This is a genomic window from Micromonospora sp. RTBAU3-60 (genome assembly GCF_054963695.1).
The window spans coordinates 1-25561 of sequence record NZ_JBUEGB010000028.1; the positions used below are offsets into that span (position 1 = coordinate 1).

Consider the following 25561-nt stretch of genomic DNA (forward strand, 5'->3'; position numbering starts at 1 on the left):
ATGGTCGACGATCCCCTTGACCAGGTGCTCCAGGGCGGGACGAAGCGCCATGTCAGGCCTGCTCGCCGGACTCGACACCGGTCTGCTCCTCGGCCTTCGGCGCCTCGGCCTCGGCGGCCGGAGCCGCAGCCTTGGCGGCCTTCTTGGCCGGCGCCGGGGTCTCGGCAACGCCGGCGGCGGCCTTCGCCTCGGCCTCGTACGCCGCCTTGCGGTCGGCCCGCTCCGGGGCGACCTTCAGCGGCGGCGGGGCCGGCAGGCCCTTGAACTTCTGCCAGTCACCGGTCAGCTCCAGCAGGCGCTGCACGGCCTCGCTCGGCTGCGCGCCGACCGACAGCCAGTACTGGACCCGCTCCGACTTGACCTCGATCACCGAAGGGTCTTCCTTCGGCTGGTACACACCGACGAACTCGATCGCGCGACCGTCACGCTTGGTGCGCGAGTCGGCGACGACGATGCGGTACTGCGGGTTGCGGATCTTGCCCATCCGCAGGAGCCGGATCTTTACGGCCACAGTTGTTTCGCTCCTGTTGCGATCTCACCGGCCCGGTGCGGGCGGTGTGGCGGGTGAGCGCCGACCGGCACAGTGGGGTTGGGCCGGAGACTGCTCGGTTAACTGGCGACGCGCCCGGGTTAGAGGGCGCCGGACGCGCGCCGGATACCAGCGACCCATTTTGCCAGATCCCGGCCGGATCTCTCACACCGGAGCGGTACGGGTCACCCCTACAGCCCAGATGTGACCAGAAACACACGGATGGGTCACCGAGGGTCATCGATGCAAGATCCGGAGCCTTGGCAGTCATACGGGCCAGGCCACGTCCTCTAACGCCTCATCGACCCGGCGGTTGACCGTGGCTTCCTCGCCGTCGACGCACTTGGCGTAGACCTTGAGCAGGACGTCGACGGAGTGCCCGGCCCGCTCGACGACCTCGGTTGCCGGAACGCCAGCGTTGAGCCACAGCGAAACGGCAGCGTGCCGCAGGTCGTACGGCCGTCCGGCGAGCGGGGAGTCAACCTGACGCGGAGTCAGCGCCAAGCGGCGTGCCTCCTCCCACACGCGGGAGTACGTCGAGGCGGCAACGACGTTGCCCCGCTCGCTGCGGAAGAGGCGGCCGTCCTTAGCGACTCCGAACCGCTCGATTTGCTTCCCGAGGATCTTCACCAGCGTGGGCGGGATCGGGACGTCGCGCGGCTCGTCCTCGGCCCGGTGCTTCAGCCCACGATCGTCGTGGACTTGGCCGCTGTCGGTCCACCGCTTGCCCGCATGTGGGCGGCTCTTCGCCAGTGTCAGCCGACCCCATCCCGGCTCTGGAAGCTCGCAGTCCTGCTCCCGGAGCCCTAGCCCGGACGGAGCGCGGCGAAGTACAGGCAGGCGAAGAACGCGACCAGGCGCTCGCCACGTTTCGCCTTCCCACGTTGACCGACGTAGGTGACGGCGATCAGCAGTTCCAGCGCCTGACGTTGATTGACGACCACACGACGGTCGACGGCCTCGGCCACCTTCTTGCGTTGCGACCGCACGCGGAACCTGTCGATCGGGTTGAACTCCAACTGTTCGAGCTCGACCGCGTACTGAGTGCGTTGTAGAACACCGACCGATTCCGGCGGGCGGTCGTCGCGGCAGCCGGCTTGCCGTCGAGCTTCACCGCTAGGACATCGAGCGCATTCCTCACGGTCCCCGCTTCCTGGAGGTTAGACAGGGGCAGGGAGACGTGATGCAGCCAGCGCGCCAAGCACCTCCGGAACTGTCATGAGTTCGTCGTCCAAGGTCAGAATCCTTACTCCTGTTCGATCAAGCGACGGGGCGCCGGCGAGGGTGGTGTTGAGTTCGTGGGTGAGTTCTTCGCGGCCCGGTGGTTCGTCTTTCGCGGGCGAGGGCGGCGGCGGTGTTGGCGAGGAGGGCGTCTCCGAGCGTGTGCCAGCCGACGCCGGCGAAGGTGAGGGTGCCGACGATGAGCCTGGTGTCCTCGCCGATCTGGTCTGCTGGTCGGCCGCTGGCGGGCGTGTGCTCGTGGGCCTGGTCCTCGTGCCGGCGGTACGCGATGCGGGTGTCGCGCAGGAGTTGGAAGGTGACCGAGTAGCGGCGGCCTTTGGTGAGGAAGTGGCCGCCGTAGCCGAGCATGTGCGCCCACCGCCGCAGTCGCGCGTACGGGTTGGCCGTCGCCGGTTTCGTCGGTTCGGTGTCAAGGTTGGCTTGACGGTGGGCGACGCAGACGGGGCAGGCGGCGAGCGGGTGTGGGTACCGCAGTCGGGGCACTCCCATCGCTGGACGAAGCCGGGCCGGGGCCGAGGCTCGCGGGGCCGCTCGGACAGCGGGGCCGGGGTGGTAGTGGGTCGGCCGATGCGCCAGCAGGCGTCGATGAGGCGGGCGGTGTGGTCGCCGTCGGGGTCGGCGTAGCCCTCGATCGAGTCGGCGGTGAGGCGGGTGGAGGTGTGCCCGGTGGCCTCGGTGCTTTTGGTGGCGTACTTGGCAAGGTATCGGGCGACCATGCCGTCGGTGACGTCCCCGCCGATGCCGGTGGTGATGGGGCGGACGTCGAGCTGCTCGCCCCAAGCGATCAGCCACCCGTCGGGCCGGTCCGGATGCGGCGGGGTGTGAAAGGCGATCTGTGCGGCAGCGTGCCGGAACGCGTCGACCAGGTCGTCGACGGTGAACCCGGCCGGCGGCGGGACGACGACGTCGGGCTCCAGGCCGTCGACGCCGTCGAGGCGGGCGATGGCGTGGAAATGCACCGCTCCCCGGGCTTGCAGCTCGGCGACCTTCCCAGGCGACAGCCGGACCGGCGGGACCTTGCGGGTCTTGCCGGTGGCGGTGACGACCTCGACGCGGGGGATGCCACGACGGCGGGCGAGCTTCGCCAGCCAGCGTTCCGCGGCTTGCGTGGTGCGGTGCCACAGTTCGCCGGAGAACAGATTCCAGACGACTTGGTGGTCGTGGTCGTAGCAGTCCAGGCACAACGGTCGTCCGAGGACGGCATTACCTGGCTCGTGGCGGGCCCAGCAGACGGCGGGGCTGGCCGTGGGGGCAGAGGCCGCCGGTGGGATCGGTGGCGCGGCGAGGGTGGCAGGGTTCGGCTCGGCAGTCGCAGCGTCGCCGGTTGCCGCAGGTGTGCCGCTTGACGACCCGGGTGTGGACAGGCCCAAAGGACGGGGCGGTGAAGGTGGGGGAACACCGCCGGATGGGAGGCGACCGATTCCGGGACGCCCTTGCCGCCGATGAGGCCGGCGCGCAGGAGTTGGAAGGCGTCGCGCTGGTAGATCTGGGCGCAGGACGGGCAGACGGTGGCGCGGCGGTTTCCGCGGGCGGTGTAGATGACCTGATCGGGCATGCCGTCGGTGTGCCGCTGGCCGAGGACCCGGCCCGTGGCCGGGTCGACGGTGAGCAGTTGGCCCGCGAGGCGGATGGGTCGGGTGCAGCCGGCGGCGGAGCGGACGTGTTCGAGCCAGCCGAAGTAGTCCGGTCGGGTGGCGCGTTCGAACGTGGCCCCGGCGGCGGTGTAGCCGTACACGGTGGGACGTCGGCGTTCGAGCCCACACCCCGGGCCGAAGCTCGGGGTGTCAGGTCCAGCGTCGACGCCATCAAGGCGGCCCGAACGGGCCGCTCGCGCCGCCGGAAGCGGGGGGCCAGCGATCGCCCGGCCTGGGCGGCCGAGGCGATCATGGCCGGGCGTGCCCGCCGGCTGGCGCGAACAACAGACAGCGAAGCCCTGGCCGCCAGGTCGACGACGTCGGAGCTGGGGTGTGGCGCCGGCAGCCCGGCCGGCCGGGGTCGAGCCCGCGGCGTGGCAGCCACGCCGCGCCGCCGGGCGGGTCGCGGTACGCGGGGTCAAGAACATGCCTCCGGCGGGGGCGCTCGGGCCCCGGGGCAGCAACCCCGCGTGCGCGTTACCGGCCGTGGGTGGTTGCGCGAGCTGCCCCGCCCGCCATCGACCCGGGCGAGCCGAGCAGACCGCCCCCGAAGCCGCCAGCGTGGGGGAGTTAGTCGCGGCCGCGAGTCAGTGGCGGCCCCGGTGCCGGCCCGCTCCCCGTTGGGCGGGTCGACGGCGTACGGGGCGACGGAGGACGCTTGGCTGTCAATGATCGATTGACGGGTGGCCGCGTACTGTAACGGCGCGGTGCTCGTCAGTGACGGCGTTGCGTTGGGCGGTCGCGCGTTCGATCATGGCGGTGAGGAGCTTGTGGCGCATCGCCGACACTCCAACAAGTCAGGCCATCGACGTACGAGAACGACAGATCGCCGGGGAGGTTGAACGCTTTTAGCTCCCGCTGGCGACGAACTCGTGGTACCTCCGGCGCGGCCTGAGGAACCTGTCGGTGCACCCCCCCTACTAGGTTGAGCCTGGACCCGTAGAACTAAGTACACGCCACCGGCGTGAAGGAGAGAGACCTGACGATGAGCCACCTAATGACAGCCTGCACCACCAACCTCAAGACGAGGGTGGTGACGTGGTAGTGGCTCCAGCGACCAAGGAAGCACAGCGCGCCGAGCTTCACAAGACCATATGGCGCATCGCCAACGACCTGCGGGGCTCCGTCGACGGCTGGGACTTCAAGAGCTACGTCCTTGGCATCCTTTTCTATCGCTTCATCTCGGAGAACCTCACGGCCTACATTAACGAGGGTGAACGCAAGTCCGGCGACGAGCACTTCGACTACGCCAAGCTGAGCGACAAGCATGCGGAGTTCGGGCGCAAGGAGACGGTCGCCGAGAAGGGCTTCTACATCCTGCCGAGCGAGCTGTTCGCCAACGTTCGCAAGCGGGCCGCCAACGACGAGAACCTCAACGAGACGCTTGAGCGCATCTTCGGCCACATCGAGGGATCGGCGAAGGGAACTGACTCCGAGGACGACCTCAAGGGTCTGTTCGACGACCTCGACGTCAACAGCCCCAAGCTCGGCAACACGGTGGCCAAGCGCAACGAGAAGCTGGTCAAGCTGCTCGACGCCATCGGGGACCTCAACCTCGGCGGCTTCGACAACCACACCATCGACGCCTTCGGCGACACCTACGAGTACCTCATGCAGATGTACGCCGCGAACGCCGGCAAGTCTGGTGGTGAGTACTACACGCCACAGGAGGTCTCCGAGCTCCTCGCCCGCATCACGGTGGTCGGCAAGAAGTCCGTGAACAAGGTCTACGACCCGGCCGTCGGCTCGGGCTCGCTGCTACTGAAGTTCGCCAAGGTGCTCGGCAAGGAGAACGTCCGCCAGGGCTTCTTCGGTCAGGAGATCAACCTGACCACCTACAACCTGGCTCGCATCAACATGTTCCTGCACGACGTGAACTACGAGAAGTTCAGCCTCGCGCACGGCGACACCCTGATCGATCCGGCCCACTGGGACGACGAGCCGTTCGAGGCGATAGTCTCCAACCCGCCGTACTCGATCAAGTGGGAGGGTGACGCCAACCCACTGCTGATCAACGACCCGCGCTTTGCGCCGGCCGGCATCCTCGCTCCGAAGAGCAAGGCGGACCTCGCCTTCACTATGCACATGCTCAGTTGGCTGGCGGTCAACGGCACTGCTGCTATCGTTCAGTTCCCCGGCGTCATGTACCGCGCCGGTGCGGAGCAGAAGATCCGCAAGTACCTGATCGACAACAACTACGTCGATGCTGTGATCCAGTTGCCGCCAGACCTGTTCTTCGGCACGACCATTGCGACATGCATTCTCGTGCTCAAGAAGTCGAAGAAAGACAATTCGGTGCTGTTCATCGACGCCACGGCCGAGTCCGTTCGTCCTGGCAACAAGAACAAGCTCAGCGAGGCAAACCAGCAGAAGATCCTTGATGCCTTCACTGCCCGCGAGGATGCCGATCACTTCGCCAAGCTCGTGCCGAACACCAACGTAGCGGCCAACGGATACAACATCTCGGTATCCTCATACGTCGAGGCCGAGGATGTTCGCCAGGTCGTCGACATAGCGGAGCTCAATGCGGAGATCACCCAGATTGTGGCGCGCCAAGTAGAGCTACGAACCGCTATCGATGAGATCGTGGCCAACCTGGAAGCAGGGGGAAATGCGGTTGTCTGACGTGCTTTCCAGGGCCCCAGACCCTACCCCAATACAGGTAGAGGGGTTTCTTGATGATCGTCGGCTCAGCTGGGGCAAGCACAAGAAGATCAAGGTCGGTAGGGTCTTCCACAATTTCCATTGCAGGCAGTGTGGCGACCAGCGCACCTTCGAGTCGGGAGACGAGCTCTACTGCCTCGGGATCGGTGATCAGGCTGTCAGTATCGACGTCACACTGAAGTGCACTGCATGTGGAGCGTCGGTGGAAGCCTGGTTCCTGCTACGAAGTGACGGTGACATATTCGAACGGGCGCCGACGGTTCAGATCGAACGATACACCGAAAACTTACGGGATCGCGCCGATCGAGTCGGGTCGACTACAGGACCGTTTGCTGATTTGCTGAGGCGCGCACAACTCGCATACGAAGACCAGCTAGGGGCTGGTGCGATGATTTACCTTCGCAAAATATTTGAATCTATCACGTTCGAGGTCGCGGAGATTGTCAACATTGCGATTACCAATCCTAGGGGAAAGCGGCGTCCGTTCAAAGATGTGCTTCAGGAGGTCAATGAGCGGCGGAACATCATCCCGCAGCGCTTCTCCGCCAACGGATATCAACTATTCAGCGAGCTCAGCGAGGTGATCCACGGCAACTCTAGCGAGGACGAGGCGCTCAAGAAGTTCAAGCCTTGTCTTCAGCTTGTCCTAGGCGTTGTTGAGGAAGTCAATCGGGACAACGTCTTTGCCAAGGCGATCGATGAACTCGGATGGGGCGTCGACAATATCGACGAGATCGCAGGAGAGAGAGCTTTGTCATGAGCGGGATCGACGACCTAATCCACGAACTGGCTCCGAATGGGGTCAAGTTCGAACTGCTTGGTGACATCGCAGAACTCGTGCGTGGTAACGGTATGCCAAAGGCGGATCTCACAGGCGAGGGTGTCGGCGCGATCCACTACGGCCAGATTTACACGCACTACGGCATCTGGGCGACCAGCACTATCTCGTTCGTCACCCCAGAAACTGCAACGAAGCTCGCGAAAGTCCAACCCGGCGACATCATCATCACCAATACTAGCGAGAACATTGAGGACGTTGGCAAGGCGGTCGCTTGGCTGGGTGAGGATCAGATCGTGACCGGTGGCCACGCCACCGTGATCAAGCACCACCAGGATCCGAAGTACCTCGCGTATTGGTTCCAGTCGGAGCTTTTCTTCGCACAGAAGAAGGCGCTCGCTACTGGCACGAAGGTCATCGATGTCTCGGCGAAGCAGCTGGCAAAGGTGCGAGTCCCCGTGCCGCCTCTTGAGGTGCAACGTGAGATCGTGCGGATCTTGGATCTCTCCTCGTCATTGGAGTCGGAACTGCGACGAGAGCTGGAAACGGAGCTGGAAGCACGGCGGCGTCAGTATGCCTACTACAGGGACTCGCTGCTTGCCTCTAAAATTCCCGTCGCTGAGTGGGTCCCACTTGGCGATCTGGCAGAGTTCAAGTACGGGTATACAGCCAAAGCGCAGGAGCGTGGCGAATTCCGATTCATCCGGATCACTGACATCACGCAGCGCGGCAAACTGTCGCGTGACGGGGCGAGGTTCGTCGAGTCTTCAGCTACAGCCGGAGAATACCTCGTCCGGGCCGGCGACTTACTCGTGGCACGAACCGGCGGAACTTACGGAAAGACCATGCTTGTCGATTCCGAGGAGCCGGCCGTGTATGCGTCATTCTTGATCCGTATCCGATTTCCCGAATCTACATTGCTGCCAGCCTACTACTGGCATTTTGCTCAGAGCGCTCTCTATTGGTCGCAAGCGAACGCGTTAGTGGGCGCCGGCGCGCAGCCGCAGTTCAACGCGAACGTTCTCAAACTTATCAAAGTTCCGGTTCCGAGGCTAGATCAGCAGCAACGTGCTGTAGACACTCTCGACAAGTTCGACGCAATAACGAATGAGTTGTCGATGGCTCTGCGGGCCGAGCGTGTTGCTCGTCGAAAGCAGTACGAGTACTACCGCGACAAGCTGCTCGCCTTCGAGGAGCTGGCGGCATGAGCGAGGCATCAGCACGTCAGTACGACCCGATCGCTGTCAGCGCCGAGAGCACCGTTGTCGCAGAGTTCATCCCAGACTCTGCGGCTGCCACGGCCTACCAATCAGAGGCTGCGCTTGAGAAGGACTTCATCCTGCTCCTGGTCGGACAGGCTTACGAGTACCTCCCGATCACCAGCGAGGCTGAGATCGTTGCCAATCTTCGCAGGCAGCTCGAATTCCTGAACAGCATCAGATTCAGTGACACCGAGTGGGAGCAGTTCTTCAGCGAGAAGATCGCCGGAGCCAACGAAGGCATCGCCGAGAAGACAACCCGCATCCAGGAGGATCACGTCCAGATCCTCAAGCGCGACGACGGAACGACCAAGAACATCAGCCTCATTGATAAGAAGAATGTCCATAACAACCGTCTGCAGGTCATCAACCAGTACGAGATTGGCGCGGGCGAGGGCGGCGCCAAGCACGCCAATCGCTACGATGTGACCGTGCTGGTCAACGGCCTTCCGATGGTTCACATCGAGCTCAAGCGCCGCGGTGTCGACATCCGCGAGGCGTTCAACCAAATCGACCGCTATCAGCGCGACAGCTTCTGGGCAGGATCTGGCCTCTTTGAGTACATCCAACTCTTCGTCATCAGCAACGGCACGCTGACCAAGTACTACAGCAACACCACACGCCGTCAGCACATCGAGGATGGCAAGGGCAAGAAGCGGACTCGCAAGACGAGCAACTCCTTCGAGTTTACATCGTGGTGGGCCGATGCCCAGAACAAGCGAATCCGGGATCTGACAGCTTTCGCCAAGACTTTCTTCGCTCGTCAGACGCTGCTGAACATCCTGACCAAGTACTGCGTCCTGACAGCCGACAAGCTGCTGCTCGTCATGCGGCCGTACCAGATCGTTGCTGCCGAGCGGATCCTGAGCCGCATCGAGATTTCCACCAACTACAAGCAGCTCGGCACGCTCAAGGCTGGTGGCTACGTCTGGCACACAACGGGTTCGGGCAAGACGCTCACGAGCTTCAAGGCAGCCCAACTGGCCAGCCGGATGCCGAGCGTCGAGAAGGTGCTGTTCGTAGTCGACCGCAAGGACCTCGACTACCAAACCATGCGCGAGTACGACCGCTTCGAGAAGGGCGCTGCCAACTCCAACACCTCGACTGCGGTGCTGAAGCGCCAGCTTGAGGACCCGAACGCCCGGATCATCATCACCACGATCCAGAAGCTTGCGACCTTCATCAACGCGCCGGCCAACAAGGGGCACGCCATCTTCGGCGGCCACGTGGTGATCATCTTCGACGAGTGCCACCGATCGCAGTTCGGCGACATGCACTCCGCGATCACCAAGGCCTTCAAGCGCTACAACCTCTTCGGCTTCACGGGCACGCCAATCTTTGCCGTCAACGCCGGCACCAGCGGCAACCCGAAGCTGCGCACCACCGCTCAGGCCTTCGGCTGCTTCCTGCACGGCGACCCGACGAACTGCCCGCCCGAGGGCCACCAAATGGCGATCCACGCCTACACGATCGTCGACGCCATCAGCGACAAGAACGTCCTGCCGTTCCGCATCGACTACGTCAACACCATCCGGGTGGGCACTGTCATCGACGCCCAGGTCTCCGCGATCGACACCGAGAAGGCGCTTCTCGCACCGGAGCGGCTGAATAAGGTCGTCGACTACACGCTGGAGCACTTCGACCAGAAGACCCGTCGCTCGGAGCACTACTCGCTGGGTGAGCGTCGCGTCCATGGCTTCAACGCGCTGTTCGCGACCGCCTCGATCGAGGCCGCCAAGCGCTACTACACCCGCTTCAAGGAGCAGCAGGCTGAGCTGACGCCAGACCGAAAACTCAAGGTCGGCATCATCTACTCCTACGCCGCCAACGAAGCGGTCGGCGACGACTACCTCGACGACGAGGGCTTCGAGACCGGAAACCTCGACCGGTCATCGCGTGACTTCCTGGAAGCCGCGATACAGGACTACAACGCCATGTTCGGCACGAGCTTCGACACGTCCAGCGACAGGTTCCAGAACTACTACAAGGACCTGTCGCTGCGGCTCAAGAACCGCGAGATCGATCTCGTCATCGTCGTCAACATGTTCCTGACCGGCTTCGACGCCACGACCCTCAACACGCTCTTCGTCGACAAGCGCCTGGTCAACCACGGCCTCATCCAGGCCTACTCACGTACCAACCGCATCCTCAACTCGGTCAAGACCTACGGCAACATCGTCAGCTTCCGTGACCTCGAAGAAGAGACCAACGACGCCATCGCGCTGTTCGGCAACAAGGACGCCAAGGGCATCGTGCTGCTCAAGCCGTACGCCGAGTACTACGACGAGTACGCCGAGAAGGTCCAGGAGCTGCTGGAGCAGTTCCCGCTTGGCCAGCCGCTCATTGGGGAGTCGGCCCAGAAGGCGTTCATCGCCCTATTCGGCCAGATCCTGCGACTGCAGAACATCTTGACCTCGTTCGACGACTTCGCCGGCAACGAGATCCTGACCGATCGCCAGGGTCAGGACTACCGCAGCGTCTACCTCGACCTCTACGCCGAGTTCAAGAAGGACGCCACTGGCGAGAAGGAGTCGATCGTCGAGGACGTCGTCTTCGAGATCGAGCTGATCAAGCAGGTCGAGATCAACGTCGACTACATCCTCATGCTGGTCCAGAAGTATCGAGAGGCCAGGGGAGACGGCGAGGACCGCGAGATCCGGGCGACCATCTCGCACGCTATCGACGCCAGCCCGAGCCTCCGCAACAAGAAGGACCTGGTCGAGGACTTCGTCGACTCCATCTCGGCCACCGGCGACCTCGACGAGGAGTGGGCGGCCTACGTCGCCAAGCGTCGCGCCGAGGAGCTCAACGCGATCATCGAGGACGAGAACCTCAAGCCCGACGAGACCCGCGCCTTCATTAAGACGGCATTCCGAGATGGCGAGATCAAAACCGCCGGTACCGCGATCACAAAGGTGCTTCCACCAGTGTCGCGCTTCTCTCAGGACGGCGGTCACGGTGAGAAGAAGCAACGTGTATTAACCAAGCTCGGTGCGTTCTTCGATCGGTTCTTTGGCCTGAGCCCTGGCGGAGGCGACGAATAGAAGGCGTTGACCGCCGCCCACGCGGAGTGGATCGCTTTTCTGCGCAGGCAGTTTGTTCCCTGGCGATAATCCAGGCGCGAGAGACGATTGAGCCCTTTTCATCCTGCGTAGCGGTTGGTCTCGACGTGGTGTAGAGCGAGGATGGCCTGCACGATCGTCGTCGCTCGGCGTGGACAGCAGCGCAGCTTGGCCAGGATCTTCCAGGTCTTGAGCGTGGCGATGGCCCGTTCGCCGCGGGCGCGGATTTTTGCGTGCGCCCGGTTGATCGTCTTCTGCCGGCGCGACAGCCTCGGCCTGAACCGGCGCCGCTTGAACGGGGTGCGCACGCTGCCGCGGGCGCCCTGGTAGCCCTTGTCGGCGAAGGTCATTACCTGCGCGCTGGTCAGCGCGTCGATGATGCCGTGGGCGCGGGCGGCGGTGAGGTCGTGCGCCGAGCCCGGCAGTGCCGGTGAGGCCCACACGAGCCGGCCGGCGGCGTCGGCGATGACCACGTTCACGCCGTGCCGCTTGTGTTTACCGGAGTAGTACGGCTTCTGGTCGGCGATCCGGTCGATCGGGATCAACGTGCCGTCCAGGATCGCGTACGCCAGGCGTCGGATGCGCCGCATCGCCGTGGCCAGGTCCTCGGCGACCGCGGCGAGCAGCTTGATCGCTTCCTGCACGTAGCGCCAGGCCGTGGCGACACCGATCTCGAACCCGGCAGCGAGCCGGGTGTAGGTGTCACCGTTGCGCAGGTGGGCCAGGGCGAGCAGCGCCTGCCGGCCCGGCGTGAGGCGCCGCCATCGGCAGCGGCGCTGGTTACGGTGCGCTCGGATGAGGTCGGCGAGGTGGTTCAGGGTCCGGCTGGACAGCGGGATCGTGGAGGGGTAAGACAGCACAGGCGAGGCTCCCGGTCGGGGCATCGGATCTTGGTCGACTGCTGTCTCACCTGGAGCCTCGCCTTCATCGATGTTCGGGCTGCCTGCACCCACCATGAGCTGCAAGATCAGCTTGGAAAGGCTCAGCCTGGTGCCGTCCGCGATCGCCGCGATCGCCGAGCTGTTGACGCCGCCCCGCAAGCGGGCGACGAAGACGGCCCGCTGAGACTGCCGCAGGCTCCGCCAGTGCCGCAGCTGCACGTGCCGACAATGAGGACCGCTCGGGTCACAGCCGGCTTGACCATGCCGGCAACGTCACGCCTCATCAACGCGCCCGGTCTAGTCGTATCGCCTCCCAGAGGCGGCAAGGCCGGGCCCGCGCCTCCCCAACGCAGCCCGATTTGATCAAGATCCTGCCACCCGCAGATCGCTGACCGTTCACCGTGTCGCCGACCACGGCCCCCGCCCGTGGTCCCGCCAACACAATCCACGACGCGGCGCCATCAGGGGTTCGTGAAATAGGAGCACTATCGGAGCACTAGGTTCCAAGTGCCGGGAAGATCCGTCACGAGGAGCAGAACGAATCAAGGCGGGCATTACTGCTGGTCACAGCCTTGAGCATTTGTGCGCCCCAAGGGACTCGAACCCCTAGCCTTCTGATCCGTAGGAGCGTCCGCCGTGGACTGCCACCCCGCTTACCTCGGTGTCGCATCATGGTCGGCGATCGTGCGATGGCGGCAGATTGCGACGTGCTGGGGTCACCTGGACGGGCTCGTAGCCTGGGAAGTGGACAAGATCGCGTCTTGGATAAAGGAGGGGCTGTGGAACGGGTTACCGGCATCGGCGGGGTCTTCTTCCGCGCCAACGACCCTGACCGAATCAATCACTGGTACGCCACCCACCTCGGCGTTGATCTCGCGCCAGAGTCGTACGACGTTTCCTCATGGTGGCAGCAGTCCGGCCCGACCGTCCTGGCCGCCATGTCGGCGGACTCCGAACACTTCGGCGGTCCTGAGCACTCCTGGTCACTCAACTTCCGAGTGGTCCACCTGGACGCGATGGTCAGCCAGCTGCGTGGTGCAGGTATCGGATGGGCGCCTGGTGGAGACTCTGGACCCGCCTTCTGATCCGTAGATTCCCAAGACGACTCCGCAGCCGTCCGGCACCGTCCGCGCCACTCTGGTCACTGCACTCTGGGCGGCTGAATCGGTCCGGCCTCGTCCGGCTCGGTCTGTCCCGGCGGCTCCCACGTATGGCTCCCGAACCAGACCCTCTGATCCTTGGTCCGAAGGGCGCCTGTTCTCCGAAATCCTGCCGCGGGGACGGGCTGTCGCATCGGTGGCAACCCTCGGAATGTGCTCGGTGAGTCCTAGACAGGCGAGGGTAGCTCTGGTCATGGTCGGGCGGCAGGGGGTATCGACGGTTGCTGGGCGATGATCGCTTGCTCGGTGTGTGCTCCAGCGGTCGGAGCAACGGCGGGTGACAGCGGTGGGCGCGGCTGGGCCCTCCTGAGCACTCGTGGCTAACCGCTGGCAGGTACCCTAGGGCCTCGCGCCCTTGTAGCTCAGGGGATAGAGCATCGGTTTCCTAAACCATATGTCATAGGGCAGACCCGGGCATGGATCCACTCCTGCGCGCCGAACTTGCCGGCCTCGATGCTTCGAATTGAAGCGACCACTCGCTGAGGGCGAAAGACAGCATTGCGCCCTGCGGTTGCTTGCCGTTGCGAATCCTAGGTTGATAGTCAGTAGGGGGCGGCAAGATGGCGTCTGGCCAGCTAGCTTCGTGGCGTGACGGATCTTGAGCGCGGCATATACGAGCATCTGATTACCCGCGAACTCGCCGACCGGCTCCAGCACGTCGACTCCGCCCTGGTCCAGCAGGCCAAGCTCGACCCAGCCGATGCCCACGACGTGCTCGCCCGGCACATCGCGAACCTTGCCCGCCGCGCGCTGCTCGTCGTAGGCGGTGGCGACGACAAGCTCGGCCGCCAGGTCGAGCTAGCCAACCGGATCGCCGAGAGCATCGCCGAGGCCGAGCCGCGCGCCGTCGGCAGCGGCGATCAGGTCGCAGACGCTCAGCGCCTGCTAAACGCCATCGCTGCCCCACCGACGGCGCCCGCTGTACCCGCCTTCCCGGTACGCCCCACCACCCCGCTCTCCACCGGCGCGCTGCTCGTCAACGGCCGTCACCAGCCCCGCATCGGTCACGAGGTCACCCACGAGATGGCCTCCGCCGACGAGGTCGACCTTCTCTGCGCGTTCATCAAGTGGCACGGCCTGCGCATCATGGAGCCGGCTATTCGCGACCTGATCGCCCGCGGCGGCCGGCTGCGCGTCATCACCACGACGTACATGGGCGCCACCGACCAGCGGGCCCTGGACCGGCTCGCCGAACTGGGCGCCGACATCAAGGTCTCTTACGAGACGAGGACCACCCGGCTGCACGCCAAGGCTTGGTTGTTCCGCCGCAACAACGGCACCACCACCGCTTATGTCGGTTCGTCGAACCTGTCGAAGGCCGCGCTGGTCGACGGCGTGGAGTGGAACGTGCGGATCTCAAACCTGGAGCAGCCGCACGTCATTGACACCTTCGAGGCGACGTTCACCGACTACTGGAACGACTCCGCCTTCGAGACGTACGACCCGGCGAAGGACGCCGACCGGCTGCGCTTCGCCCTGCGCGGCGAGCGCGGCGACCAGGCGCCGACCGAGATTGCGAACCTGGACGTCCGGCCGTTCCCGTACCAGCAGGAGATCCTCGACGACCTGGACGCCGAGCGGCTGGTGCACGGCCGCTGGCGGAACCTGGTGGTGATGGCGACCGGCACCGGGAAGACCGTGGTGGCGGCGCTGGACTACCGGCGGCTCCGCAAGGCCGGCCACGTCGACTCGCTGCTCTTCGTCGCGCATCAGGAGCAGATCCTGCGGCAGAGCCGGTCGTTGTTCCGGCAGGTTGTGGGGGGCGGCAGCTTCGGCGAAACCCTCGTCGGCGGCGAGAGGCCGACCGACTGGAGGTACGTCTTCGCCTCGATTCAGTCGCTGCACCGGCTCAGCGAGGAGGATCTCCACCCTGAGGCATACGACATGGTGATCGTCGACGAGTTTCACCACGCCGAAGCGCCGACGTATGGCCGGCTGCTGGAACGGCTACGCCCGCGCGTACTGCTGGGGCTGACCGCGACCCCCGAGCGGAGCGACGGCGGCGACGTACGGCGGTGGTTCGACGGCCGCGCCTCGGTGGAGCTGCACCTGTGGGAGGCCCTCGAGCGACAGTTGCTGGCGCCGTTCCAGTATTTCGGGCTGCACGACGACGTCGACCTGTCGCAGCTGCGCTGGAAACGCGGACAAGGGTACGACCCAGCCGAGCTGGACGGCGTATACAACGGCAACTACGCGCGCGCAAAGATGATCGTGCGGGCGGTCCGCGACACCGTCGACGTGGGGCGAATGCGGGCGCTCGGGTTCTGTGTCAGTATCGGGCACGCCGAGTTCATGGCGGACTGGTTCACCCGGCACGGCGTGCCGTCGGCGGCGGTGACCTCGCGGGTCGATCGCGCCGGCCGGCACGCGCTCATCGACCGCTTCCGCAAGCGTGAGCTGCGGGTCCTGTTCACCGTCGACCTGTTCAACGAAGGCGTTGACCTGCCGATGGTCGACACGATTCTCATGCTGCGCCCCACCGAGAGCGCCACCATCTTCCTCCAGCAGCTCGGCCGTGGCCTGCGCTTGGACGACGACAAGGCGTGCCTGACCGTGCTCGACTTCATCGGCGGGCAGCACGCCAACTTCCGCTTCGACCTGCGGTGGCGGGCCCTGGCTGGCGTCAGCCGGCGGGCTGTCGAGGCCGCGGTACGAGATGATTTCCCGTCGCTGCCGAGTGGCTGCCACATCGAGCTGGACCGGGTCGCAAAGGAGATCGTGCTCGCCAACCTGAAGTCGGCCCTGCCAACCTCGAAGAACGGCCTGGTGGCAGAGCTGCGGCAGCTCGGTGACGTGAGCCTGGCCGAGTTCCTACACGAGACCGGCCTGGAAATCGAAGACGTCTACCGGCCGGCCAGCATCGGCGGGTGGGTCGGGCTGCGGCGCCTTGCGGGCATCGACACCTCGACCGGCGGCCCCGACGACCGCGAGCTCGGCCGGGCCATCGGACGGATGGTGCACATCGACGACGTCGACCGGCTAGACCTACTCGCTCGGGTCGCGAGTGGCGAACAGCCCGGCAGCGGACGGCTGCTGGACATGCTGCATTTCAGCCTGTGGGGACCGTCGGTGCCGCTGACGGAGCGCGATGCACGGCTCAAGCGGCTGTGGGCGCAGCCGGCGCGATGCGCGGAGTTGCGCCAGGTTGCCGACGTGCTGCGGGATCGCATCCACCGGGTCACGCCGGAGCCGGAGTCCGAGCGGCTGCCGCTGCGGGTGCACGCCCGCTACAGCCGCAACGAGGCGTGCGCCGCCTTTGGCATGCCGAACCCCGGCTCGCTGCGGGAAGGCGTGAAGTGGCTGCCAAACGAGCAGGCCGACCTCTTCTTCGTCACCCTGGTCAAGTCCGAGCAGCACTATTCCCCCACCACCATGTACGCCGACCGGGCCATCACCGACCGCCTCTTCCAATGGGAATCGCAGAGCACGACGTCGTCGGCCTCGGCGACCGGGCAGCGCTACATCAACCACGAGAAGCTGGGGTCGACGGTGCACTTGTTCGTCCGAGAGACGAAGGTCGCCGACGGCGCTCTGGGAGTGCCGGCCTACCTATACGCCGGGCCGATGACGTACCAGGAGCACACCGGCGACCGGCCGATGCGCATCATCTGGGAACTCGTGCATGCGCTCCCCGCCGATATGTTTTCCGCCGCCCGGGCGATCGCTGCATGACGTCCACCCGTCAGGAGGTACTGAACCGGCTGTCCTCGCTCCGCCTCCATCAACGCCACGGGCGGCGTGCACCACACAAGCCGCTACTGGTGCTGCTGGCCCTCGCACACCTCTCCCGCAACGGTTCAAGCGAACTGCCCTGGTCAGAGGCGGAGTCGCGACTGAGCGAACTGATCGCCGAGTTCGGTCCCGCCGCAAAGACGGGTCGTGCACAGAGCGCGGCCTATCCATTTACCCACCTGCGCAGCGACGGCGTATGGACGCTCGACCGCGACGTGCCGATGGATCTAGTCGGCCCGTTGAGGACTCACGACGTGGTGGGCAGACTGTCCGCTCCGATCGAGGCGGCTCTGCGGCAGGATCCTGAATTGCTGAGAATGGCTGCGCGCGCCCTGGTGGAGGGACACTTTCCGCCGACCATCGCTCCGGACGTCCTCGCTGCCGCAGGACTGGACCCCGACGATATCCTGCACGCCCCCGGCCCGGCGCCCGCCACCGTTCGTCGCCGGGACGCCTCGTGGCGGCTTGCCGTCCTTCAGGCATGGGACCGGCAGTGCGCCTTCTGCGGGTACGACGGCCAGCTCCTCAGTGCCTCCGTCGGGGTCGAGGCGGCACACGTGCGGTGGTGGGCCTTCGAGGGCCCGGACAGCCTCGACAACGGCCTCGCGCTGTGCGTACTGCACCACAAGCTCTTCGACTTCGGCGCCCTCGGCATTGATACAGACCTGCGCATACACGTCTCGACCGCTTTCACCGCTCGGACAGGTGTCGGGCGTATGGTGTACGACCTGCACGGCCGGGTGCTGCGGCCCCGTCCCGGCACCCCGGTCCCGGCAGCCGAACATGTCTCCTGGCACCGGCGGGAGGTGTTCAAGGGCGAACCGCTGAATGGATAGAGGCCATGGCTCTCTGCCCTATCGATCTTGTTGGCCGTATGGTTTACGGTGCCGGCATGAGTGGGCGGACTTACGGAGAGATCCCCGGCTATCCCGTTGGGTCGGCGTTTCCCAATCGAGCACAGCTGGCTGCTACAGGGGTCCACCGGCCACTTCAGGGCGGGATCTGCGGCGGCAAAGACGGTGCCGAGTCCATCGTCGTGTCGGGGGGCTACGTCGACGACGTGGACTACGGCGACGAGATCCTATACACCGGGCAAGGGGGCAATGACTCCTCCAGCAAGCGGCAAGTCGCCCACCAGGAACTCACCCTCGGCAACGCCGGCCTGGCGCGCAACCAGCTTGAGGGCAACCCTGTACGCGTGATCCGCGGTGCCGGCGGAGACCCTTCCTACTCGCCACCGGCCGGCTTCCGCTATGACGGACTCTTCCGCGTGGTCGATCACTGGCGCACGGAGGGCAAAGACGGCTTCCGCATCTGGAGGTTTCGGCTGGTCAGCCTCGACAACGTCGACCGGCCGCCGGCCACGGAAGTTGCCGGGACAGCATCCCATGTCCCGGCGGTGATTCAACGCCTGGTCCGCAGCAACGCCCTCGCACACAAGATCAAGGAGCTCTACGACTACCGCTGCCAGATCTGCGGCACCAGGCTAGAAACCCCCGCAGGCCCCTACGCCGAGGCCGCGCACGTTCGCGCCCTGGGTCGCCCGCACAACGGTCCCGACTCGTTCGACAACGTCCTCTGTCTCTGTCCTAACCACCACGTCCTTTTCACGACAGGGGCCATCCGGCTCGGCGAACAGCTTGAGGTTTTCGACACAGCAACAGGACGGCAAGTGGGAGCATTGCGAATGGTCGCCGAGCACAATCTCGCCCATAGCCACCTCGCCTACCGTGCATCGCTGCACTCGTAACAGGACCGACGAGAAGTGCTCGTGCCTCCAGAGCAGGCATTGCTTCGTCCCTCCCGGCTTTACCGGGCTGAGGAGATCCGTGGACGGGACTGTCCGATACCTGCGGTTCCTGGTGTCTACGCCTGGTACTTCACGTCGCCGCCACCCCTGGTGCCGATCGCCGCGTGCCACAAGCAGGGTGGGGCGGTGCTGCTTTACGTGGGTATCTCGCCGAAGGCACCACCTGGTAACGGGCGCCCCGCGAGTCGGCAGACGATCCGCAGCCGAATCCGCTATCACTACCGGGGCAACGCGGCCGGGTCGACCCTGCGCCTGACGCTGGGTTCGCTTCTCGCCGACGAACTGGGAATCGGACTGCGGAGGGTCGGTAGCGGGAAGCGGCTGACATTTGGCCGAGAGGGCGAGCAGCGGCTCACCGCCTGGATGGCCGAGCACGCCCAAGTAGTCTGGGCCGAGACGGATCAGCCGTGGAAGCTTGAGGAGGAATTGATCCGTTCATGCGTGTTGCCGCTCAACCTCGACCAGAATCGCCACAGCTCCTTCCACGGCCAGCTGTCCGCACTTCGCGCCGCTCAACGGACGCAAGCTCGTTTGCTGCCGGTGGAGCGGAGCAAATAGGCACCTCCCCCGCCCCGGGCTGCGAGCGCTCCCGCGCGTACAGCTGCTCGACGTGTTGGGACAGCACGAGGATCGGCAGCCCCGGCATCTCGACTCGGGCCGCGAGCGCTGCCTGCAGCTCACGTCGATAGCTGTGACCACTCTGGGCTGCGGCCGTGCGGGGCCACCGAACCCGCCCGGCATGTCAGTAGCGATGGGGCAACTGCGGCTGAGTTCCAGGGCCGGATTGGGCTGGCCGGCGGGTGGTGAGCAGTGTCGGCGTGGCGTGTCTTCATGGGCGCCGTACACAAAGGAATGGTCGCCACCCTCAAACAGGTGATGGTCGGCAACATGACCGGGGTTGCCGCCGAGATCCGGATAGAGGGCGCATCCTGGGCCAACGACTCCGGAAAACTACAAGTACTACGCCGCGATTCGGCGCTCCGTAGTGGCCAAGTGCGTGATGTACAACGGCCAGGTCCTGTACTTCACCATGTGGCAGAGCGCTGGCCGACTCAGTTGGGGCAACTGCGGCTAAGTGCCCTTTGGCCCGACCAGCCGGCGGGAGCGGCGTCACTGTCGAACAGCTCGCTGACTCCCCGCCAGGACAGCTGGACGGTAATCAGGCGAGGTGCGAGGACGCTTCCACCAGCCGCTTGCTGGCGATCGCCAGTTCCTCGTCGGTGAAGAGCGGCCGGAATCGCGGCCTGATGACCACCGCCTCGACCGTCAGATCTACCCGCCCCCGCTCCCACAGCGCTGTGAACCCGTCGGAGACGCCGGGGTTGTGGAGCAGTTGCCGGGCGGTGGCCAGTCCGCCCTTCTCGGTGAGCATGCGGAGGAACAGCGTGGCGTGGTAGTTCGCCTCGTCGCGGGCCCGTTCGTAGCTGCGGACCATGGCTTCGTGGAAGGCCGCTTCCAGCGCCCTCCGGTCCGCCGTGCCATGGTCCGGCTCGTCGGGCATGTCCTCGGTGCTCTCGTAGGCCCGCTCCATTGCCTCGTTGAGCGTGTCCTCCAAGGCCGCCCGATCGGGCGTCTTTCTGCTGACCGGCGGCGCGGTGGGGGTGGCTTCCCGGACCTCACCGGCGCCGGAGAGCCGCAGCAGCCGGGTGACGCTGCGGAACCTGCCGGCGGCCGGGCTGCTCGGCGGGAAGTACTGTACGAGCCCGGCGTGGCGGCCTCGGCTGTCCTCCACTGGCACGTCCCGCTTCTTCGAAGCGGCGCCGATGACGGCCTTCGCCTCGTGGGGGCGTACCCAGCAGACGAGTTTCGCGCCGGTCGGATGGGCCCGCTCGACGCGGACGTTGGCCCGATACTTCCGCGCCTCGGGGGACGCGCTGTCGTAGTAGCGGGCCCAGCCCAGCACTTTGCCTTCGTGTCGGATCGGCACGTCCCGGCAGTGCTGGTAGCAGTCGATCGCGGCCACCGCCTCGTAGGGTCGCAGCCACGCGACGTTGCGGTAGCCGACCGGCACCGGCGCGATCCCGTCGTCCGTCTCGGGCGCGTCGGCTGGCCGCGCGGCCGCGTCCGGCGCGGGCCGCTGGGGCGGTACGACGACCGCTGGCTCCGGCACGGCCTGCCGAGGCGGGATGACGGCCGGCGTTGGCGCGGATTCCTCGAAGTCAGCCTCGACAGCTGATGGCGTATCAGCATCGGGCGGAACCGGCGACGGCCGCCCGGTTTCGGCGGCAGCCGGCTTCGGCGGCTCGGGGTAAGGCGGGGCTGGCGCAGCGGGCACCTCGTCCACCGGCTCGACCGCGACGGGCGCGCTGACCGGCGGCGACGGCGGCTGTTCGTGCGGCGGCGCCACGGCCTCAAGGAGCGGAAGGTCCGCACGCCGTGCCGACGAGACATCCGGCTCGACAAACGGTGCAGGCTTAGACACCTCGACGACCGGCGGCGGGACGCTGATGCCAAGCTCGTCGATGCGCTGCCACAGCGGCTCCAGCGCCGCCTCCGGATCGCGGCTGAAGACACTGCCCCGGATGCGGACGAAGACGCAGTTGCCGACCCGCTCCAGCACCGCCTGCCGGCGCATGTCGCTCTCCCACTGGTCCGGCCCGTGGTAGGCGTCGCCGTCGCACTCGATGGCCAGCCGCCGCCCGTCGGGCGCGGGCAGGACGAAGTCGATGCGGTACCCGCCGATGCGGAACTGGGGCAGAGGCCGGTACCCGCGACGCAGGATGCGGCGTAGCACCTCGCGTTCGAAGTCGCTGTCGCAGCGCTTCTCCAGGTCGTCATACGCCTCGTCGGCGGCGGTGACGTTCTGGCAGTAGGTGAGCAGCAGCCCGCGGGCGTCGTCCTCGCGCAGGTCGGCCGGCTGCACGGAGTGGAACACCCACAGTTGGTCGCGGGCGCGGGAGGCGGCGACGTTGACCCGCCGGTGGTGGTCCCGCTTGGTGAAGGCGGCAACCGGGCCCTGGTGCGGCTCGACGACCATCGACACCAGGACGATGTCCCGCTCGTCGCCCTGGAATGTGTAGGAGTCGCCGACGCGCAGCCGGCGTCGTTCCATTTCCTCCTCGCCGATCTCCTCGCGAAGCCGGGTGAGCAGGTAGAGGGCCTGTCCGCTGGTGCTGAGCAGGCTGACCACCCCGATGCTGCGTCCCTCGTACGCGGGGTCGGCGACGATCGCCGCGACCTGGGTGACGAGGGCTTCGGCCTCGGCGACGTTGACGTTGCCGTAGCCGGTCAGGTCCTGGCGGATGCCCTCCGGCACGTGTACGGCGATGACGGGGTCGCCGATGCCGGCGGGCCGGTCGGTACGCAGCGGCTCGATCTCCCCGCCGTAGTACGTCTGGCTGGAGAAGCCGATGATCGCCGGTACGGAGCGGAAGTGCTCGGTGAGCAGGATGCGTTCTGGGGAGCGTCGGACGGCGTGGTCGTAGAGGCTGCTTTCCGGGTCGAAGTGTTCGGCGGACGGCACGTCGACCAGGTGGGAGTTGATCAGTCCGGTGACCGTGCCGACGAAGGACAGTTGCGGACCGATCTGCTGGTCGTCGCCGACGACGACGGCTCGGTCGGCGAGGCTCAGGATGGGCAGGGCGAACATGTCGGCTTGGGACGCCTCGTCGACGATCACGACGTCGAAGTGCGCCCCGCCGGCGAACTGCTCGATGGCTCGGTCGACGGACATGACCCAGACCGGCACGGCGTCCACGGCGGCGCTCATTGCCTTCTGGGCGTGCGCCTGCCACTGGGCGGCGTTCTTGCCCGTGCCCTTTCCGATCTTGCGCAGGGCGGTGGTCCAGTCAGCGAGCGCGGCGCGCCGGCGGTCGTCGAGCGCCTTGGAGACCTCCAGCCAGGAGGAGGCGACGACGAGTTCCTGAGTGAGCCGTCGGATGCGCTCTCGGGTCTGCTCGACCCGCCGGCCGAGCGCGACCGGGTCGACGCTGCCCACGACGGTGTCGAACCAGGTCTGGGCGCGGCGCCACTGCCATCGGTGCAGGCAGTCGCCGCCGGTGCCGGCGAGGGCGGCCGCGGCGCCCTCGTCGATCTGGGTCATCCAGGCGGGGGCGGCCGGGCGGAGCCGTTCGGTGAGTTCGGTGAACCGGTGCGCGTCGGGGCGCAGGCCGGCCAGCCGGCGTACCTCGTCGAGGATGCCGTCCCAGCCGGGCAGATCGTCCTGCTGGCGGCTCTGGTCGAGCAGTCGCCACAGCTCACTGGCGTCGCTGGTGGACATCCCGACCTGAAGCACGGCACCCAGCTCGCGTTCCTCGGCGACGAGCTGATCGTGGGTGAAGACGGCCGCGCACCGGGCGATCAGGTCGGTGAGGGCGGTCAGCCGGCGTACGTCGACCGCCTGCTCGACCCGGGGCACCAGCCGGCGGACGGTCGCGTGCAGGGTGGGCCAGCGCTGGCGGTCCCAGTCCAGGGCGGTCGCCGCGTCGGTGAGCAGCCGACCAGTCCAGAGCTCGGGCTGGCCGGCGGGCTCCTGCGGCAGGTTGAGCAGGTTCCGCCACTCGGTCCACCGGGTGGCGAGTTCCTGCCGCAGCCGCAGGCGGTTGACGTACGCGACGACGATGTCGACGTCGTCGGTGCTGCGCAGGATCTCGCCGTCGATCCGACAGTCGGCGGCGAGCTTGGCGAGCGTGCCCTGGAAGAGCCGGTTGACGCCCTTGCCGGCGGCGAAGCGCTGGCGCAGCTCGCCTAGCTGGGCCACCAGCCGACGCGGTTCGGCGAGCTGCGGGTCGGGGACGGCCACTTGGTGGCCGGCGACGGCCCGGGTCGCCGTGGCGAGTTCGGAGAGAGCCCGCTGGCAGGCCAGGACGTGGTCCTCCCACATGGCCCGCCAGTTCGGGTCGGCCTGTAGGAGCTTGGCGAGTCCGTCCGTCCAGGCGCCCTCCCTGGCGGTGAGCACGGCGAGTGCCTCGCGCAGGTGCCCGGCGAGCTCGTCGAGGGCTGGCCGGCCGAATGCCCGTACCTCCGGAAGCACCACACCTTCGGCGACGAGCCGGTCCAACTCGGCGCGGGCGGTGTCGAGTTCCCGCCGCGCGGCAAGTACGGCTGAGGCGGTCGGCAGCGCGGCCGCCGTCGGCAGGTGTCGCAGCGCCTGCGTGCGGTCCTGGCGGATGGTACGGCCGGCGATTTCGAGCAGCTCGGTGAATTCCTCGGCGGTGAGCGGAGCCTCGAGGTGCGGGGGGATCTCGTCGGGGATGTCGCCGTACCGGTCGGCACGGTCGCGCAGCCAGCTGCCGACGTCGCTCGGCGAGAGCCGGATGCCGTCAATCTCGTAGTGTGCGGACTCGTTCTCGGCCAGGGTGCGCAGCGCACCGAGCGCCTGTCCGAGGTCCCGTTCGGCCTCCTCGAGCTGGCGGTGCAGCCGGTCCACCCGCTGCTGCTCGCTCCGCTTGTCGAGCGTGGCCCCGCGGTCGGAGAGTTCCCGGGCGGCGAGCTGGAGCTGGACGAGTTGGTCGGTGGAGCGGCCGAGCACGGCCAGGCAGAGTGACTGGATCTCCTGAGGCAGCCCGTCCCGCAGGACGCGCAGCGGGTCCTCTTTCTGCGCGACCACGAGCACCCGCTTGCCGTGCGCCATCAGGTGGCAGATCAGGTTGCGGATGGTGTGGGTCTTGCCCGTGCCGGGCGGCCCTTGGACTGCCACGTTGCGGTGCTGGGCGAGCCGTCGGGCGATGGACTCCTGCGCCTCGTTGGTGGGCAGCGGCATCAGCAGCCGCTCCCCCAGCGGCGCCCACCGGGCCGGCTGGTCGTGCGGCATCTCCAGGCGGCTCGGCTCGTGGGCGAGGATGGCGGCCAGCGCGCCGATGCTCGATGTATCGCCGCTCAGCAGGCGGGCTCGTAGTTCCTCGAGAAAGCGGCGCAGCATCCGCTGCCGGGGCCGGACGAAGAGCACGCCGGTGTCGTGGACGTGCGAGCCGCCTGGAGCGGGAGCGTCGGCGGCCCGGACGGTTGGATCGAGCCCGAGGCGACGCAGGGCCCGTTCGAGGAACTCCAGGCGGGTGAAGTCGTCCCAGACGTCGAGGTCGAGCTGCCCGCCGGAACCGGCGAGCGCGAGCAGCTGGCTCAGATATCGCTCGTCGAGGCCGGTCAGCGGGTCGGTCTGGAGACGGCCGGCACCCTGCGGCACCACCGTAATCATCGACCGGTCGGCGTCGAACTCGATGGCGACCGGGGTCACGACGAGGGGGTACTGCACCCGGTTCGCGCCGACGTCCGTACGCAGGACACCGTGCCCCCAGACCAGCTCGTGGGTGGCGACGTTCATGTCGACGCGGTGCTTCAGGTCGAACAGGCTCCGGTGCAGCCGGCGGACCGCCTCGGTACGCCGTGCTTGCTCGGCCCACGGGCGCCAGTCCCGCTCTCGCCACTGCTCGAACCGGGTACGCAGGTGCTCGACCGTTTCCTCATCCCCAGCCAGCCGCGGTTCGGTCTCGTACGACAGCGGCCCGGCGAGGTACGGGCTGAACTCGCCGGGTGCCCGGAGCTGCTTCGGCGCAGGCGGCAGACCTACCCGCAACCAGCTGCTGCCGTCCGGGGAAACACCGACCTGGCAGTCCGGGTAGACGGGCAGGTCATGCTGCCAGAACGCGTCGGCCTGCGGCACCGTCCGGGCCGGCTTCTCCATTTGCGCCCGCACGGCCATCAGGTAATCGACCAGGGAGGTAGTGCGGTCGAGGATCAACGATGGCGACTCCGCCGGGGACGTGGTGCGGGAAAACATGTGAACCCTTTGACTCATGGTGGGGGCGCAATGGTCGAGCGGACGCCGTCGTGCGCCTGTGGTCCGGTCAGTCGGCCGAACCCGGTCTGGGCGAC

16 protein-coding genes and 4 pseudogenes are annotated in these 25561 nt (G+C 66.6%); 10 read left to right on the top strand and 10 right to left on the bottom strand.

Features of this window, described 5'->3' with window-relative positions; genetic code table 11:
- The 7 genes and pseudogenes from ACY34I_RS24390 to ACY34I_RS24420 all read right to left on the bottom strand — a co-directional run.
- Positions 1 to 78 (bottom strand): annotated as a pseudogene (locus ACY34I_RS24390) (RNA-binding protein); the annotation flags it as partial.
- Positions 53 to 511 (bottom strand): 30S ribosomal protein S16, encoded by a 459-nt coding sequence (gene rpsP, locus ACY34I_RS24395; protein WP_189193898.1) that lies wholly within the window; start codon positions 509 to 511, stop codon positions 53 to 55. The gene rpsP and the pseudogene ACY34I_RS24390, both read right to left, overlap by 26 nt.
- Positions 512 to 796: 285 nt before the next feature.
- Positions 797 to 1159 carry a hypothetical protein gene (locus tag ACY34I_RS24400; protein WP_462757356.1) on the bottom strand — a complete coding sequence of 121 codons (363 nt, stop codon included), beginning with the start codon at positions 1157 to 1159 and terminating at the stop codon, positions 797 to 799.
- 176 nt (positions 1160 to 1335) lie between these two features.
- Positions 1336 to 1548, bottom strand: a complete 213-nt coding sequence (locus ACY34I_RS24405) for a hypothetical protein (RefSeq protein ID WP_462757357.1) — start codon at positions 1546 to 1548, stop codon at positions 1336 to 1338.
- A 241-nt stretch (positions 1549 to 1789) separates the two neighbouring features.
- Positions 1790 to 2260, bottom strand: coding sequence for a replication initiator (locus tag ACY34I_RS24410; protein WP_462757358.1), 471 nt, complete (start codon positions 2258 to 2260; stop codon positions 1790 to 1792).
- A gap of 116 nt (positions 2261 to 2376) precedes the next feature.
- Positions 2377 to 3141, bottom strand: a pseudogene (locus ACY34I_RS24415) (replication initiator); the annotation flags it as partial.
- Positions 3141 to 3833, bottom strand: a pseudogene (locus tag ACY34I_RS24420) (replication initiator); the annotation flags it as partial. The pseudogenes ACY34I_RS24415 and ACY34I_RS24420, both read right to left, overlap by 1 nt.
- Positions 3834 to 4449: 616 nt before the next feature.
- Between ACY34I_RS24420 and ACY34I_RS24425 the strand changes: the two are divergent.
- From ACY34I_RS24425 to ACY34I_RS24440, 4 genes are read left to right on the top strand one after another with little or no spacing between them, the layout of a single operon-like run.
- Entirely contained in the window at positions 4450 to 6030 is a 1581-nt protein-coding gene (locus tag ACY34I_RS24425; RefSeq protein WP_462757359.1) for a type I restriction-modification system subunit M, read from the top strand.
- Positions 6023 to 6829, top strand: a complete 807-nt coding sequence (locus ACY34I_RS24430) for a hypothetical protein (protein WP_462757360.1) — start codon at positions 6023 to 6025, stop codon at positions 6827 to 6829. The genes ACY34I_RS24425 and ACY34I_RS24430 overlap by 8 nt, the downstream gene beginning before the upstream one ends.
- Positions 6826 to 8055 carry a restriction endonuclease subunit S gene (locus ACY34I_RS24435; RefSeq protein ID WP_462757361.1) on the top strand — a complete coding sequence of 410 codons (1230 nt, stop codon included), beginning with the start codon at positions 6826 to 6828 and terminating at the stop codon, positions 8053 to 8055. Before ACY34I_RS24430 ends, ACY34I_RS24435 begins: the two co-directional genes overlap by 4 nt.
- Positions 8052 to 11150, top strand: coding sequence for a type I restriction endonuclease subunit R (locus ACY34I_RS24440; RefSeq protein ID WP_462757362.1), 3099 nt, complete (start codon positions 8052 to 8054; stop codon positions 11148 to 11150). The genes ACY34I_RS24435 and ACY34I_RS24440 overlap by 4 nt, the downstream gene beginning before the upstream one ends.
- Before the next feature lie 98 nt (positions 11151 to 11248).
- Here the strand turns inward: ACY34I_RS24440 and ACY34I_RS24445 are convergent, their stop codons facing one another.
- Positions 11249 to 12028 carry a transposase family protein gene (locus ACY34I_RS24445; RefSeq protein ID WP_462757363.1) on the bottom strand — a complete coding sequence of 260 codons (780 nt, stop codon included), beginning with the start codon at positions 12026 to 12028 and terminating at the stop codon, positions 11249 to 11251.
- Positions 12029 to 12098: 70 nt separating this feature from the next.
- On the opposite strand from ACY34I_RS24445, the gene ACY34I_RS24450 reads away from it, so the two are divergent.
- From ACY34I_RS24450 to ACY34I_RS24475, 6 genes are all read left to right on the top strand, one after another.
- Complete coding sequence (locus tag ACY34I_RS24450) at positions 12099 to 12233, top strand: hypothetical protein (RefSeq protein WP_462757364.1); 135 nt, start codon at positions 12099 to 12101, stop codon at positions 12231 to 12233.
- 595 nt (positions 12234 to 12828) lie between these two features.
- Positions 12829 to 13134, top strand: a complete 306-nt coding sequence (locus ACY34I_RS24455; RefSeq protein ID WP_462757365.1) for a VOC family protein — start codon at positions 12829 to 12831, stop codon at positions 13132 to 13134.
- 663 nt (positions 13135 to 13797) lie between these two features.
- Positions 13798 to 16881 (top strand): DUF3427 domain-containing protein, encoded by a 3084-nt coding sequence (locus ACY34I_RS24460; protein WP_462757366.1) that lies wholly within the window; start codon positions 13798 to 13800, stop codon positions 16879 to 16881.
- On the top strand, positions 16878 to 17777 hold the full coding sequence (locus ACY34I_RS24465; RefSeq protein ID WP_462757367.1) for a phosphorothioated DNA-binding restriction endonuclease: 900 nt from the start codon (positions 16878 to 16880) through the stop codon (positions 17775 to 17777). Before ACY34I_RS24460 ends, ACY34I_RS24465 begins: the two co-directional genes overlap by 4 nt.
- 56 nt (positions 17778 to 17833) lie before the next feature.
- Positions 17834 to 18691: a YDG/SRA domain-containing protein gene (locus ACY34I_RS24470; RefSeq protein ID WP_462757368.1), complete on the top strand. Its 858-nt coding sequence runs from the start codon at positions 17834 to 17836 to the stop codon at positions 18689 to 18691.
- Positions 18692 to 18712: 21 nt separating this feature from the next.
- A complete protein-coding gene (locus tag ACY34I_RS24475; RefSeq protein WP_462757369.1) occupies positions 18713 to 19309 on the top strand; it encodes a GIY-YIG nuclease family protein in 597 nt (198 codons plus the stop codon).
- Here the strand turns inward: ACY34I_RS24475 and ACY34I_RS24480 are convergent.
- Positions 19297 to 19427: pseudogene (locus tag ACY34I_RS24480) on the bottom strand (DNA-binding response regulator); the annotation flags it as partial. The gene ACY34I_RS24475 and the pseudogene ACY34I_RS24480 sit on opposite strands and share 13 nt — an antisense overlap.
- 483 nt (positions 19428 to 19910) lie before the next feature.
- Entirely contained in the window at positions 19911 to 25466 is a 5556-nt protein-coding gene (locus ACY34I_RS24485; RefSeq protein ID WP_462757370.1) for an AAA domain-containing protein, read from the bottom strand.
- Positions 25467 to 25561 lie beyond the last annotated feature (95 nt).

Excerpts from the sequence above, each read along its gene's own strand:
- ACY34I_RS24470 (WP_462757368.1), top strand. The coding sequence starts at position 17,834 with ATGAGTGGGCGGACTTACGGAGAGATCCCCGGCTATCCCGTTGGGTCG.
- ACY34I_RS24435 (WP_462757361.1), top strand. The coding sequence starts at position 6,826 with ATGAGCGGGATCGACGACCTAATCCACGAACTGGCTCCGAATGGGGTC.
- ACY34I_RS24465 (WP_462757367.1), top strand. The coding sequence starts at position 16,878 with ATGACGTCCACCCGTCAGGAGGTACTGAACCGGCTGTCCTCGCTCCGC.
- ACY34I_RS24450 (WP_462757364.1), top strand. The coding sequence starts at position 12,099 with ATGTTCGGGCTGCCTGCACCCACCATGAGCTGCAAGATCAGCTTGGAA.
- ACY34I_RS24485 (WP_462757370.1), bottom strand. The coding sequence starts at position 25,466 with ATGTTTTCCCGCACCACGTCCCCGGCGGAGTCGCCATCGTTGATCCTC.
- ACY34I_RS24410 (WP_462757358.1), bottom strand. The coding sequence starts at position 2,260 with ATGGGAGTGCCCCGACTGCGGTACCCACACCCGCTCGCCGCCTGCCCC.
- ACY34I_RS24440 (WP_462757362.1), top strand. The coding sequence starts at position 8,052 with ATGAGCGAGGCATCAGCACGTCAGTACGACCCGATCGCTGTCAGCGCC.